We start from the raw sequence: 12511 nt of genomic DNA, 5'->3' as shown, positions 1-12511 counted from the left end.
GTATCAGTCGAGCGCCAGCCAGTGCAGGCTGAACAGGTTGTCGGGATCGGTCCATACCGCGACGGGCCGGAAGCCGGCCTGTTCGGCCAGATGGTGAAAACCGCTGAGCGTGTATTTGTAGGAATTCTCGGTGTGTATGGATTCTCCGGCGCCGAAATCGTAGCGCCGGTTGCCGATGCGCACGCTCTGCGCGGCCAGGCTGACCAGATGCATTTCGATGCGCTGGTGCTGCGGCTGGTAGAAGGCGTAATGGGCGAACCGTTCCAGCACGAAATCGCCGCCCAGCTCGCGATTGATCCGCCGCAGCAGGTTTAGATTGAAAGCCGCTGTCACCCCGGCGGCATCGTTATAGGCGGCATGCAGCAGCGTGGGATCCTTCACCAGGTCGACGCCGATCAGCAGGCCACTGTTGCCCGTATTGTCGTCGCCCAGCATGCGCGCCGCGCCGCGCAGGAATCCAAGCGCCTCCTCGGGCGTGAAATTGCCGATCGTGGAACCGGGGAAGAATCCGGCGCGACAGCGTGTGCCGGGCAGCCGCGCCGGCAAGACAAGATCGGGCGCAGTGAAATCGCCGGCCACGGGACGCACCCGCAGGCCGGGATGATCACGCATCAATGCGGCGGCCGCATCGCTTAAGTGCGCGCCGGAAATGTCGATGGGGAGAAAGCCGCGCGGTCGGTCCAGTGCATCGAGCAGCAGGCGGATCTTCACCAATGCGCCAGCACCGAACTCAACGATCTCGGCGTCAGGCCCGATCAGCCGGGCCATCTCGCGGCCATGGCGGCGCAAGAGACCGATCTCGGTACGTGTCGGGTAATATTCCGGCAGGTCGCAGATCTGCTCGAAGAGTTCCGAGCCGCGCCGGTCGTAGAAATATTTCGCCGGCAGATTTTTCTGCCGCGCCGACAGGCCGGCCTGAACATCGGCGGCGAATGCGGCTGTTGTCGTATTGGAAATCGCCGTGTCACGGCGCAGGAGTGCGAGATGGTTCATAGATCCTCCGCCAGCCGGATGCCGGAAAACTGCCAGCGGGCCGCCGGCGGGAAAAAGTTGCGATAGCTAGGCCGGATATGGCCGTGCGGTGTGGCGCAGGATCCGCCGCGCAGCACGATCTGCCCCACCATGAACTTGCCGTTATACTCACCGATGGCGCCGGCTGCCGGCTTGAAGCCGGGATAGGGTTCGTAACCCGAGCGCGTCCATTCCCAGACCTCGCCATAGCCGCGCAGCCTTGCGGCGCCATTGGAGTCATCATGGGGATGCAGCGGGCGCGGATGCGGATGCTGGTGGTCAAGAAAACCGCCGCCATGCTCGGCGCGTCCGGAGACGGCGGCATGCTCCCATTCGGCTTCCGTGGGCAGGCGTTTGCCGGCCCAGGCGGCATAGGCAGCGGCTTCGTAGAACGAGACATGACAGACTGGCTCTGACGGATCGACGGCGCGCCGGCCCATCAGGGTGAAGACCTGCCAATTATCGCGGTGGGGATCGCGCGACCAGTAAAGCGGCGTCTGCCAGCCTTCGCGCTGCACCAAGGCCCAGCCGTCCGAGAGCCAGAAATCCGGCCGCGCATAGCCACCATCGGCCATGAATTCCAGATATTCGCCGCAGGTGACCGGCCGCGTCGCCAGGCGGAAGGGATGCAGCAGCACACGATGGCGCGGGCCTTCGTTGTCGAATGCGAAACCGTGCCCATCGTGGCCGGTTTCGGCAATGCCGCCTTCGAAATCGACGAACCCCATCGGCGGCGGATCGTGGCGCGTGAAGCCCGGCGGCGGCTGATAGGCGGGAGCGAAGGGATGTTTGGAGAAGGCGTGCTTGATGTCGGTAAGCAGTAATTCCTGGTGCTGCTGTTCATGCGCCAGGCCCAGCGCGATCAGCGGCGCGAGTGTGGCGAGTGTGGCATCCTCGGCGCAATCAAGCAGGTCGGTCATCGCCGCATCCACGTAATGGCGGTATTGCGCGACGGCGGCGGCGGCGGGCCGGCTGATCAGGCCACGTTCGGGGCGCGGCTGCCGAGCGCCGAGCGCCTCGTAATAGGAATTGAACAGGTAGTTGAAATGCTCGTCGAACACGCAATAGCCGGGCTTGTGCGGCTGCAGGATGAAGGTCTCGAAAAACCAGGTGGTATGGGCGCGATGCCATTTGGTCGGGCTGGCATCGGGCATCGACTGTAGCTGCTGGTCTTCTGGGGAGAGCGGCGCGGCCAGGGTTTCGGTGAGCTGGCGCACGGCCTGGTATCCGGCGAGCAGCGCAGCGCGGGCGGCGTCATGTTTGCCGGCTCTGCTGCCGCTGCGGGCGCCGGCCTCTATGGTGCCGTCCTCGATGGTGAGGGTTCCGCTCATGGCCCACTCTACTCCCTGCGGTGCCGCGATGCTTTTTGATTCAATACTGCGAATTCAACGACTTGCTGCGGCTATGGTTCCGGCATCATGAAAAGGATGCCCGATATCAAGAAATGACCTGCCGGCGGTGCGGCCCGCTCTTTTGCTCTTTGGGTCAGATAGCTAGCCTACGCCCGAGGGCAAGGCGAAAATGTGACGGAACCGACATTTTCTGTTCGGTCCGATAAGAAGATCGGGAGGAACCATGACAAAAATGGCAGCAGCCCTGCTCGCGCGCGCAAACGAACTCGCAGCGTCCTTCCGCACCCGCAGCGCCGAAATCGAACAGGTCCGGTATCTGCCCAATGACATTGCTGCTGCCATGGCCCAGGCCGGACTCTATCGCGCGCCGCTGCCGCCCGATTGCGGCGGTGCCGGTGTCGATCCCGCCACGATGCTGCACCTGATCGAGACGATTGCCGGCGGGGATGCGGCGGCCGGCTGGTGCCTGATGATCGGCGCCACCGCGGCGATTTCCGCCGGACGCCTGCCGGACAGGGTGGTGCATCAGGTTTTCGCCGATCCACTCACCGTCACTGCCGGGGTGTTCGCGCCGATGGGCCGCGCGCTGCCGGAGGACGGGCAGTGGCGGGTGCGCGGCTGCTGGGGCTGGGGCAGCGGCACGCGCAATGCCCACTGGATTTTCGCCGGCTGCCTGCTGATGGATGGTCCAGCCGATGCCGAAGGCCGGCCGACACCGCGCCGCCTTCCCAGCGGCCAACCCGACGTGACGATGATGATCCTGCCGGCAAAGGACGTGCTCTTCCATGATACCTGGCAGGCGATGGGTTTGTGCGGCACCGGCAGTGGCGATTTCGAGGTGCGCGATGTGCTGATCCCGCACGAACATGCCGTGTCGCTGTTTTCCAGCCCGGTGCTGCGGCCGGGCGCCTGTTTCGCCTTTCCGGTCTTTGCCCTGCTGGGCCTGGGCATCGCCGCCGTGGCCCTAGGGATCGCCGGTGGTGCGCTGCGCGATTTCGTCGCGCTGGCCGGCGCGAAGACGCCGCAGGGTTCCAGCCGCCGGCTGGCCGAACGCGCCACCGTGCAGGCCGAGTTCGCCCAGGCCGAGGCGATGGTGCTGGCGGCGCGCAGTCACCTTTACGCCATGGTCGAGGCGGCAATGGCCGAGCTGGGGCCGGCGGCAGCGGGCAGCGCCGTTTCGCTGCAGCGGCGCGTGGCCCTGCGCCAGGCAGCGACGCATGCCTCGCATGCCAGTGCCGAAGCCGTGAAGCGGCTTTACACCCTGGCTGGCGGTTCGGCGGTGTTTGCCACATCGCCGCTGCAACGCGCCTTCCGCGACGTGCATGTGACCACCCAGCACATGATGACCGGCCCGGCCACCTGGGAGGTGATCGGCCGCGCGGGCCTGGGCCTGCCGCTGGATGACGCGCAGATCTGAATTGCTTCAGATCGCCCGGGTCGCTTTCATCGCCACGGCCAGTTCGGCCGGCGCGGTGACCGGCAGGCCGCAAGTGGGGCCAAGGCAGACATAGGCGGTGGCGGTGCCATCGATCTGCGCCTTGCCATAGGCGGGATGAGTTTCCGGTATGGCGGCGAGCGGGTCGATCACCTGCACGATACGGTTCGGCACCGATACGCTGTAGGCGGCATCGATCAGCGCCTCGGTGGCGGCATCGCCGCGCTTGCCGATGATCGCCACCTGCACGGCATTGGCGAAGAGATCGAAGCCGTTCAGATAGGCGCCCATGGGGAAGAAATTGCGCGCCGCATCGGCCGAGAAGGCATCCAGCAGGTTCTGCGCCCGCTCGCGCCAGGTCACATCGCCGGTCAGGTACCACAGCCGCGCGAACACGCCCACCAGCAGGCCATTGCCCGAAGGCGTGGCGTTGTCGGCGGCATGGCGGGTGCGTGCCACCAGGTTCTCGGCTTCCCGGGAGGTCAGGAAATAGCCGCCGTTTACGGCATCGGCGTAATCGCTTTCCAGCGTTTCGGCCCAGGCCTGCGCCTGGTGCAGGTAATCCGGGCTGCCGCTGACCTCATGCAGCGCCAGGGCTGCGCGCATCATCGCCGCATAATCATCGAGCAGGCCGGGGAAGATCAGCGTGTCGTTGCGCCAGCTATGGCCCAGCTTGGCCTCGCCCACGCCCATGGTGTTCACGATGAAGGCATAGGCGCGTTCAGCCGCCTCAAGCCATGCAGGCTGGCGATACTGGCGTGACAAATCGGCCAAAGTCGCGATCATCAGGCCGTTCCAGTCGGCCAGCACCTTGTCGTCCCAGCCGGGCTTCACGCGCTGTTCGCGCACCGCCAGCACCTTGGCGCGACAGGCGGCGAGTTTCGCTTCCGTGTCGGCATCCTTCAGGTCAGGCTCGAGCGAGCGGCGCAGGATGGTCTTGTGTTCCCAGTTGCCGGCATCCGTCACGTCATAGGCAGCGCAGAACAGCGCGGCATCCTCGGGTCCCAGCACCTGTTCGATCTCGGGCTTGTGCCAGACGTAGAATTTGCCTTCCTCGCCTTCGGAGTCCGCATCCTGCGTGGCGGCGAAGGCACCCTCTGCCGTGATCATCTCGCGCAGCAGCCAGCCCACGGTCTCCATCACGCGCTGGCGCAGGATCGGATCCAGCGTCTCGGCTTCCACCATAGCCATATGCGAAAGAAGCTGAGCGTTATCGTAAAGCATCTTCTCGAAATGCGGCGCCAACCATTCCGCGTCGGTGGAATAGCGCGCGAAGCCGCCGCCCAGATGATCGTAGATGCCGCCCTGGGCCATGCGCGAGATCGTGGTGATCGTGGCGATGGAATAATCGGGGATGCCGGTGCGCAGATAGGCGCGCCACAGCAGGTCGAACAGGCCGGTTTGCGGGAATTTCGGCGCGCCGCCCACGCCGCCATGTTCGGGATCGACATGGGTGAGGATCTGCGCCGCCACCTGATCCAGCACGTCATTGCTCAGATTCAGCCGGTCGCGCGATTGCGGCTTGGCCATGTTGCGCAGGCCACCCACCAGCATCTTCACGTTCTGCGCTACCGACTGCGGCTTGTCGCGCCAGGCTTCATGCACCTTTTGCAAGACCTCGACGAAGCCGGGCCGGCCAAAGCGTGGCTCAGGCGGAAAATATGTACCGCCCCAGAAGGGCTCGCCCTTGGGCGTGAGGAACATGGTGAGCGGCCAGCCGCCCTGTTCGCCCAGGATATGCAGGGCGTTCATATAGATGGTGTCGATATCCGGCCGTTCCTCGCGGTCGACCTTGATGTTCACGTAAAGCTCGTTCATCACCGCGGCGATCTGCGGATTCTCAAAGCTTTCATGGGCCATCACATGGCACCAGTGGCAGGCGGCATAGCCCACGCTGAGCAGGATGGGTTTGTTTGCCGCCTGGGCTGCGGCCAGCACCGGGGGGCCCCAGACCTGCCAATGCACCGGATTGTCCCGGTGCTGCTGAAGATAGGGCGAGGCCGCCCGGTCCAGGTTGTTGCGGTCCAGATTCACGGTGTTGGTCCCTGACAAGGGGGCGGGGGCCATGCTAGGTATTTGTCCTGCTTCTCGTTTCGGCGTTTCAGACAAGTATGGTGCGACAATGAAGGTCACTGTCAATGTCGATTGCACCCCGGAAGAGGCCCGGCGCTTCCTTGGCCTGCCCGATGTGCAACCCCTGCAGGAGGCGGTCATGCGCCAGATGCAGGACCGCATGATGAATTCGCTCAGCGCGATGGATCCGGAAACCCTGCTCAAGACCTGGGCGCCGCTGGGCCTGCAGAATCTGGAGCAGATCCAGAAATTCTTTTTCAGCCAGTTCCCCGGCGGCGGCTCGGACAAGAAATAAGCGCCATGACTGTATTGCCCAGCGATCCCAAACCCTTTTACCGGGCGCATATCTTCGTCTGCACCAACGAGCGGCCGGAAAACCATCCGCGCGGCTCCTGCGCGCGCAAGGGCGCCGAGAAGCTGCGCAACTACATGAAAAGCCGCGCCAAGGAACTGGGCATGGGCCTGGAAGACGGCGTGCGGGTGAACAATGCCGGCTGCCTGGAACGCTGTGAACTGGGGCCGACCATTGTGATCTATCCCGACGGCGTGTGGTACCGCGCCGAGACATTCGAGGATATCGACGAGATCCTCGAGGTGCATGTCCGCCAGGGCGGCCGGGTAGCGCGGCTGATGCTCAAGCCCGAAGACGGCCCGGACCATAGCGCCAAGCTGAAGTGAGGATGAGGGCAGCCCGGCCTTTAAACTTACACTGTCATGGCCGGGCTTGGCCCGGCCATCCACGTGTTACTTTTAAAATGAAATCGTGGATGCTCGGGCCAAGCCCGAGCATGACGGGTTTGGACGAATGATCACCATGACCCCGCAGACCATCTACGCCCTCTCCACCGCGCCCGGCCGCGCCGGGGTGGCGGTGATCCGTGTCAGCGGGCCGCAGGCGGCCGACGCGTTGACCGCTTTGTGTGGAGCCGACCTGCCGCGCGCCCGCACGGCGTTCCTGCGCAAGCTGCGCGCCGCCGATGGCACGTTGCTGGACGAGGGCATGGTGCTGTGGTTCCCCAAACCACACAGCTTCACCGGCGAAGACGTGGTCGAACTGCAGGTGCATGGCGGCCGCGCCGTGCTGGCCGCTCTGTTCGAGGCGCTGGCGAAGTTGCCCGGCCTGCGCCTGGCCGAGCCGGGCGAATTCAGCCGCCGGGCGTTTGAGAACGGCAAGCTTGACCTCACCGAGGCCGAGGGCCTGGGCGATCTGATCAACGCCGAAACGGAGGCGCAGCGCAAACAGGCCCTGCGCCAGATGCAGGGTGCGCTGGGGCAGCTATACGAGGGCTGGCGCAACCAGCTGACGCGGGCACTTGCCCATCTCGAAGCCGATATCGATTTCCCCGACGAGGACCTGCCCGCCGGCGTGGCCGCCGAAGTGATGCCGCAGATCGCCCGCCTGCGCGAGGAGATTGCCGCCCATCTGGCCGACAACCGGCGTGGCGAGCGGCTGCGCGATGGCCTGATGGTGGCGATCCTGGGTGCGCCGAATGTGGGCAAGTCGTCGCTGCTCAACGCCCTGGCGCGACGCGAGGCGGCGATCGTTTCCGAGATTCCCGGCACCACGCGCGATGTGATCGAGGTGCATCTGGATCTGGGCGGCTATCCTGTGATTCTGGCTGACACGGCGGGCCTGCGCGAGAGCGCCGACAGGATCGAAAGCGAAGGCGTGGCCCGCGCACTGAAACGTGCCGAGGCCGCCGACCTGAAGCTTGTAGTGCTGGATGCCACGCAAAAAACCGTGCCGAAGGAAACGCTGGCACTGATCGACACGGATGCTCTGGTGGTGACCAACAAGATCGACGCCGCCAGCATCCCGGCGGGTTATGCGATCAATGGCCGGCCGGTGCTGGGCGTGTCGGTGCGCAATGGCGCGGGCATGACCGCGCTGCTGGAGGCGCTGGAGCGTGAAGTGGTGACGCGCATCGGCATCAGCGGCTCGGCCACGCTGACCCGCGCCCGCCACCGCGAGGCCCTGACCGACTGCGTGGCGGCGCTGGACCGTTTCCTTACCGGCAACGGCCGCAACAACCCTGCGCCGGAACTGGCCGCCGAGGATGTGCGGCTGGCGGCCCGTGCTTTGGGCCGCATCACCGGGCGGATTGATGTGGAAGACCTGCTGGACGTGATCTTCCGCGACTTCTGCATCGGGAAGTGAGCGGTTTCGGCCATTTAGTTTGTTCCAAAAATTTGCCCGTTTTCCCCGCTATCCCGATAGCCAAGCCTGCTGCCATGGCAGATATTCAAGGGGCTTTGGGGGAGCTGTCGGATGGCAGAAGCTGGTCGATGATCATTCCCGCCTATGATGTTCAGGGCAGTTCGTGGGACATGGCGACCCTGCCGTCCGGGCCGCTGGCCGAGCTGCATGCCTACTGGCAGTCCAAGCGCGCCGGCCGGCCCTGGCCGTCGCGGGCCGATATCGATCCGCTGGATATCCCGCTGCTGCTGAAATACCTGCTGCTGATCGAGGTTGAGCGGCTGGAACCCATGCGTATCCGCTTTCGCCTGGTCGGCACCAATTTCCGCCAGTTCTATGGCCGCGACCTCACCGGCCTGACCCGCGACGAAACCGAGCTGAAGAATGGCCCGGAGCAGGGGCTGGCCGCCATGATGGCGGACTGGCGCGAGGTGTTGCAGCGCGGCGCGCCGCGCTGGGCCAGCGTGCGGCAGAAGGTGGGACGCGACGGGCTGGACTGGGTGCGGTTCACCGGCCTGGCCCTGCCGCTGGCGCGCGAGGGCACGCCTCATCCGAACCAGGCGGCTGACATGATCATGCTCTGCACGGTCTATCATCCCGACGAAGCGACATCAGGAGGGGCGGCCTGAGATGACGGCCGACCTGTTCCCCCAATTCGTCACTGGCCGCCTGCTGCTGCGCGCCTTCAAAATCGAAGACGAGACCGCTTTCGCCGAATTCGCGGTGAAGGAGGAATTCTGGCGCTTCCTGCCCGGCCCGTCGCTGACGCCCGACCTGGTGGCGCAGTTCATCGCCGCGCGGGTGCGGGATGCCGCCAACCCGTCCGGCCGCGACTGGATCTTCGCCGTGGAGGAGCAGAGCCTGGGCCGCGCCATCGGCATGGTGCGCCTGAGCATCGCATCAGCGGAGCATCGCCAGGGCAATATCGGCTTTTCGTTTGATGGCACGCTGCGCGGGCGCGGCTATGCCTCGGAAGCCATGCGCGCGGTGCTGCGCTTCGGGTTCAGTGATCTGGAGCTGCACCGGATCACGGCCTTGGCCGATGTGGAGAATGCGCGCAGCCACGCGGTGCTGGCCAAGCTGGGCTTCCGGCAGGAAGGCCGGCTGCGGCAGAATTTCAACATGCGCGGCGTCTGGCGCGACAGCGACCTGTTTGCCCTGCTGCGCAGCGAGTGGCAGCCGGCACAGACCGGCGAAGCCTGAAGCGCAACCGGTTTAAAGCGCGCTCTGCTGCGGCCAGCGTGGCACGGGTAGATGGCCCTGCACGGCGCGGCCGGTGCGTGGATCGATCTTCAGGTTGCGGTCGCGGCCATCGCGCGTGCGGTATTCCACTTCATAGCGGCCATCCCGCCAGTCGATATCCTTGATGAAGGCGTAATCAGGCCGGCTCTCGATCTGGATGATGATCTGCGACAGCGACAGCGATCCGGCCGGTGGACCCTCTGGCTCAACCAGCTTGGGCGGTTCGGTCGCGGGGGTTTCGGCTGCGGGGGCGGCCGGCGTGGGCATCTGGGCCTGGGCCGGCTCGGCGGCGGTGCCGCCAGCCAGGCTGCCCAGCAGCAGCAATGCGGCGAGCTGGTTCATGGCAGTACCTTGCAAACAAGGTTGATCATGCTGTCATGAGGCGCCCGGAATGTGGCGCGGGATGGGCGCGGCTGCGGCCTTTTCGGGGATTCGAGGTCAGCCGGGGTGCTGCAAAGGGCGCGCCAGCGGGCGGAGAATCTTCCGGATCAGAGCGCGATCTTGTCGAACAGCACGACCGGCTCGCCGCAGCAGGGGCAGGCCATGTCGCGCAGGCTGCTCATCACGTTGGAGCCGGCCAGCGCGGCGGTGCGGGCGAAGCGCGTGTATTCCTCGGTGGCGGCCTCATGCAGCGCGGTGCAGGCCCGGGCAGCCTGCGGCGCCAGGGCGATGGCGGCGCCTCCGGTGACGGCCAATCCGGCTGAGCCCAGCAGCAGGTGGCGGCGGGTCACACGCTTACGCATCGGTCATCCTCCCGGCGCATTATGCGCCGCGGGCGACCCTGCACCTGTCGAATTCCGGCGTCAAGCCGACCACCGCGCGGCAATCAGCCATAACGGCGCAGGAAATCGCTTAACCTGGCCACGAACTCGGCGGGCCGCTCGTCATGCAGCACATGGCCGGCGCCCTCGAAAATGGCGGTTTCCGTGCGCGGGTTCAGCGCGGCCATGCGGTGAATTTCATCGGTGGTGACAAAGCGGCTGGTGGTGCCATGGACCAGCAGGATGGGGCAGTGGATCGCCGCCCAGTCCTCACTCCAGTCGCCCACCAGAGCGGCGCGGGCCGGCTCGTGCCAGGCATCGGAAAAGCGGAAGCCCCAGCCATCCTCGTATTCCACCAGGCTGTCGAGAAAATAGCGGTCCAGCCCGAAATCCGAGCCGTGCATATGCGCGAGCAGGGCATCCAGGCTGTCCCACCGCAGGGGCCAGGATTCGCCTGGTTTGGCCGGCCCGAAACGGCAGCCGATATCCTCCACGATCAGGCCGCGCACCAGATCGGGCCGGCGGGCGGCGAGCTGGTAGGCATTCACGCCGCCGAAGGAATGTCCGGTCAGCATCACCGGCCCGCAGGCCAGATGCTCGATCAGGGCGGCGGCATCCTTGATGAAGGCGTCGCGACTGCGGTCGTCGGCATGCTCGCTCCAGCCATGGCCGCGCTGGTCCATGCCGACCACGCGCCAGTCGGGCTTGAGCGCATGCGAGAGCGGCGCGTAATTGCGGGCGCAGCCGGCGCGGCCATGCAGGGCGACCAGCGTGCGTGAAGCATCGCCGCCGAAATCGACATACGAAAGTTTCACCCCGTCGCGCTGCAGGAAATGCCGCTGGCCCATCAGCGTCTAGTCCGCACCACCATCGCCACCGCCACCGCCGTCGCCGTCGCCGTCGTGGCCATTGTCATCGTCGTTCTTGGCATGATGAGCATTGTCTGATGTGCCTGAAGGGTCGCCACTCCGAGGCCTGGGTCGTTTTGTGGCTATGGTAAAAGCGATCAGTCCGAGGATGGCGGTGAGGAGGAGGATGCCACCGCTGCTCATGCTTCAGTAGATCCGCGCGACGCTGTCGCCCAGGCGGATGCTGCCGCCCTCGATCACACGGGCATAGACACCGCATTGCGTATGGCCGTAATGGCCGCGCAGGCCCGACAGCAGGTCGAGATCCTGTTCGGCCGTATCCGGGTTCACATGGGTGGCGGCGCAGCGGCCGATGATCTCGGCTACTTCCAGGATGGCGCTACCCACCTGCAGCCGCGCGCCGATCCAATGCATCTCGGCCCAGGCATCGAAACCATCCACCAGCAGGTTGCCGCGCAGGCGGCGCCAGTCGAGCGGTTCATTCAGGCCCGTTTTCACGCCGATGTCGCGCAAGGTGGCGGTGTTCTGGATCGAGAGGTAAGGCTGCGGCACATCGGCGAACCATGCGCCCGGCGCCTCGGCCACACGCACGCTGCCGCGAGTCTGCTCCTCGCCCATGGTCTGCAGCACCAGCCGTTCCAGCGCGGCGCGTCCATCGCTGGTGGTCAGGTCGGCATTGTCGAGCCGGCCATCCTTGGGCGTTTCCGGATCGGGATCGGCGACCGTGATCTTCGTGCCCGTCGGATCGAAAGCACAATGCAGGGCGGCCAGCTTCGGGTTGCGCACCCAGGTGAGGAAATGCGCCTTTTTCTGGAAGGCCGGCTTCTGCGGATCGAAGGCGGAGGCACCATGGGCCAGCGCAAAGCGGCGGTCACCGGCAATCGGCTGGTCGGGCGTGAGGGCAGCCTGTTCCAGCGGCTGCGGGCTCAGGCCCTTCACGGGGAAACGGTGGATGCGGGTGAGGGTGGCATGCGGCTGGGTCATGCCCAGACCATGCGGAACTGCAATGCGGCGGTCAACGATGGAATTGCTGCAACATTGTCATCATCGCCGCGATGCTGTTTCGTGTCATCGTCCTTCATATTTGTTTGCGAGGCCACATGTCGCATCAGCTCGCCCTCTATGCCACCGCGATGCTGCTGGGCGCGAAGCTGTTCTTCTCGTTCGTCGTCGCGCCGATGGTGTTCGCCAACCTGCCGGCGACCACGGCAGCAGGCTTCATGCGCGCGATCTTTCCGCTCTACTACAGCGTCACGATTGTGCTTGCTTTGCTGGCCGCGCTGGCCTTTGCCATGGCGCAGGATGTGCTCGGCGTGATCGTACTGGGTGCCATCGCGGCGCTGGGACTGGTCTCGCGCCAGATATTGTTGCCGCGCATCGAAGTCTGGCGAGCCGGCAAGGAGGCGGGCGACGCCACCGCCACGGCGAAATTCCGCGCCCTCCACCAGGCCAGCATGCTGATCAATATGGCACAAATACTTGGGGCGGCAGGGCTTTTGTTCTCATTTGTTCTTTAATCGGAGACATCAGCAAAAAATCCCTTGACTATACAGAACATATAAGGTACATAT

Annotated in this window: 14 protein-coding genes; 7 read left to right on the top strand and 7 right to left on the bottom strand. The window is 65.3% G+C overall.

Features of this window, described 5'->3' with window-relative positions:
- Window positions 1-3: 3 nt before the first annotated feature.
- Both egtD and egtB read right to left on the bottom strand, forming a co-directional pair.
- Window positions 4-993 (bottom strand): L-histidine N(alpha)-methyltransferase, encoded by a 990-nt coding sequence (egtD, locus tag ACE3OO_RS08435; protein ID WP_374301726.1) that lies wholly within the window; start codon window positions 991-993, stop codon window positions 4-6.
- The gene (gene egtB / locus ACE3OO_RS08430; RefSeq protein ID WP_374301724.1) at window positions 990-2342 is read right to left on the bottom strand and encodes an ergothioneine biosynthesis protein EgtB; all 1353 of its coding nucleotides are present in this window, start codon (window positions 2340-2342) and stop codon (window positions 990-992) included. The genes egtD and egtB overlap by 4 nt, the downstream gene beginning before the upstream one ends.
- Before the next feature lie 244 nt (window positions 2343-2586).
- Between egtB and ACE3OO_RS08425 the strand changes: the two genes are divergently transcribed.
- Window positions 2587-3780 carry an acyl-CoA dehydrogenase family protein gene (locus ACE3OO_RS08425; protein ID WP_374301722.1) on the top strand — a complete coding sequence of 398 codons (1194 nt, stop codon included), beginning with the start codon at window positions 2587-2589 and terminating at the stop codon, window positions 3778-3780.
- 6 nt (window positions 3781-3786) lie between these two features.
- On the opposite strand, the gene ACE3OO_RS08420 is transcribed toward ACE3OO_RS08425, so the two are convergent.
- Window positions 3787-5865, bottom strand: coding sequence for a thioredoxin domain-containing protein (locus ACE3OO_RS08420; protein WP_374301720.1), 2079 nt, complete (start codon window positions 5863-5865; stop codon window positions 3787-3789).
- Between the two features lie 55 nt (window positions 5866-5920).
- Here ACE3OO_RS08420 and ACE3OO_RS08415 point away from each other — a divergent pair, with 55 nt between their 5' ends.
- The 5 genes from ACE3OO_RS08415 to ACE3OO_RS08395 all read left to right on the top strand — a co-directional run bounded on the left by ACE3OO_RS08415 (window position 5921) and on the right by ACE3OO_RS08395 (window position 9271).
- Window positions 5921-6166 carry a DUF6489 family protein gene (locus ACE3OO_RS08415; RefSeq protein WP_374301718.1) on the top strand — a complete coding sequence of 82 codons (246 nt, stop codon included), beginning with the start codon at window positions 5921-5923 and terminating at the stop codon, window positions 6164-6166.
- A gap of 5 nt (window positions 6167-6171) precedes the next feature.
- Window positions 6172-6549: a ferredoxin gene (locus ACE3OO_RS08410; RefSeq protein ID WP_374301716.1), complete on the top strand. Its 378-nt coding sequence runs from the start codon at window positions 6172-6174 to the stop codon at window positions 6547-6549.
- A gap of 136 nt (window positions 6550-6685) precedes the next feature.
- A complete protein-coding gene (mnmE, locus tag ACE3OO_RS08405) occupies window positions 6686-8029 on the top strand; it encodes a tRNA uridine-5-carboxymethylaminomethyl(34) synthesis GTPase MnmE (protein ID WP_374301714.1) in 1344 nt (447 codons plus the stop codon).
- Between the two features lie 74 nt (window positions 8030-8103).
- Complete coding sequence (locus ACE3OO_RS08400) at window positions 8104-8697, top strand: PAS domain-containing protein (protein ID WP_374301712.1); 594 nt, start codon at window positions 8104-8106, stop codon at window positions 8695-8697.
- Between the two features lies 1 nt (window position 8698).
- On the top strand, window positions 8699-9271 hold the full coding sequence (locus ACE3OO_RS08395) for a GNAT family N-acetyltransferase (protein ID WP_374301710.1): 573 nt from the start codon (window positions 8699-8701) through the stop codon (window positions 9269-9271).
- A gap of 12 nt (window positions 9272-9283) precedes the next feature.
- On the opposite strand, the gene ACE3OO_RS08390 is transcribed toward ACE3OO_RS08395, so the two are convergent.
- From ACE3OO_RS08390 to ACE3OO_RS08375, 4 genes are all read right to left on the bottom strand, one after another.
- Window positions 9284-9652 (bottom strand): PepSY domain-containing protein, encoded by a 369-nt coding sequence (locus tag ACE3OO_RS08390; protein ID WP_374301709.1) that lies wholly within the window; start codon window positions 9650-9652, stop codon window positions 9284-9286.
- A 146-nt stretch (window positions 9653-9798) separates the two neighbouring features.
- Window positions 9799-10053 (bottom strand): hypothetical protein, encoded by a 255-nt coding sequence (locus tag ACE3OO_RS08385; protein WP_374301707.1) that lies wholly within the window; start codon window positions 10051-10053, stop codon window positions 9799-9801.
- Window positions 10054-10136: 83 nt separating this feature from the next.
- Window positions 10137-10919 carry an alpha/beta fold hydrolase gene (locus ACE3OO_RS08380; protein ID WP_374301705.1) on the bottom strand — a complete coding sequence of 261 codons (783 nt, stop codon included), beginning with the start codon at window positions 10917-10919 and terminating at the stop codon, window positions 10137-10139.
- 207 nt (window positions 10920-11126) lie between these two features.
- The gene (locus tag ACE3OO_RS08375) at window positions 11127-11924 is read right to left on the bottom strand and encodes an MOSC domain-containing protein (protein WP_374301703.1); all 798 of its coding nucleotides are present in this window, start codon (window positions 11922-11924) and stop codon (window positions 11127-11129) included.
- A gap of 116 nt (window positions 11925-12040) precedes the next feature.
- Between ACE3OO_RS08375 and ACE3OO_RS08370 the strand changes: the two genes are divergently transcribed.
- On the top strand, window positions 12041-12457 hold the full coding sequence (locus ACE3OO_RS08370) for a DUF4149 domain-containing protein (protein WP_374301701.1): 417 nt from the start codon (window positions 12041-12043) through the stop codon (window positions 12455-12457).
- Window positions 12458-12511: the final 54 nt, after the last annotated feature.

It is taken from the genome of Ferrovibrio sp., assembly GCF_041906005.1.
In the GTDB taxonomy this organism is placed as follows: domain Bacteria; phylum Pseudomonadota; class Alphaproteobacteria; order Ferrovibrionales; family Ferrovibrionaceae; genus Ferrovibrio.
Note: the sequence above shows the minus strand (reverse complement) of the source record. Positions and strands in the feature narration are given on the sequence as shown.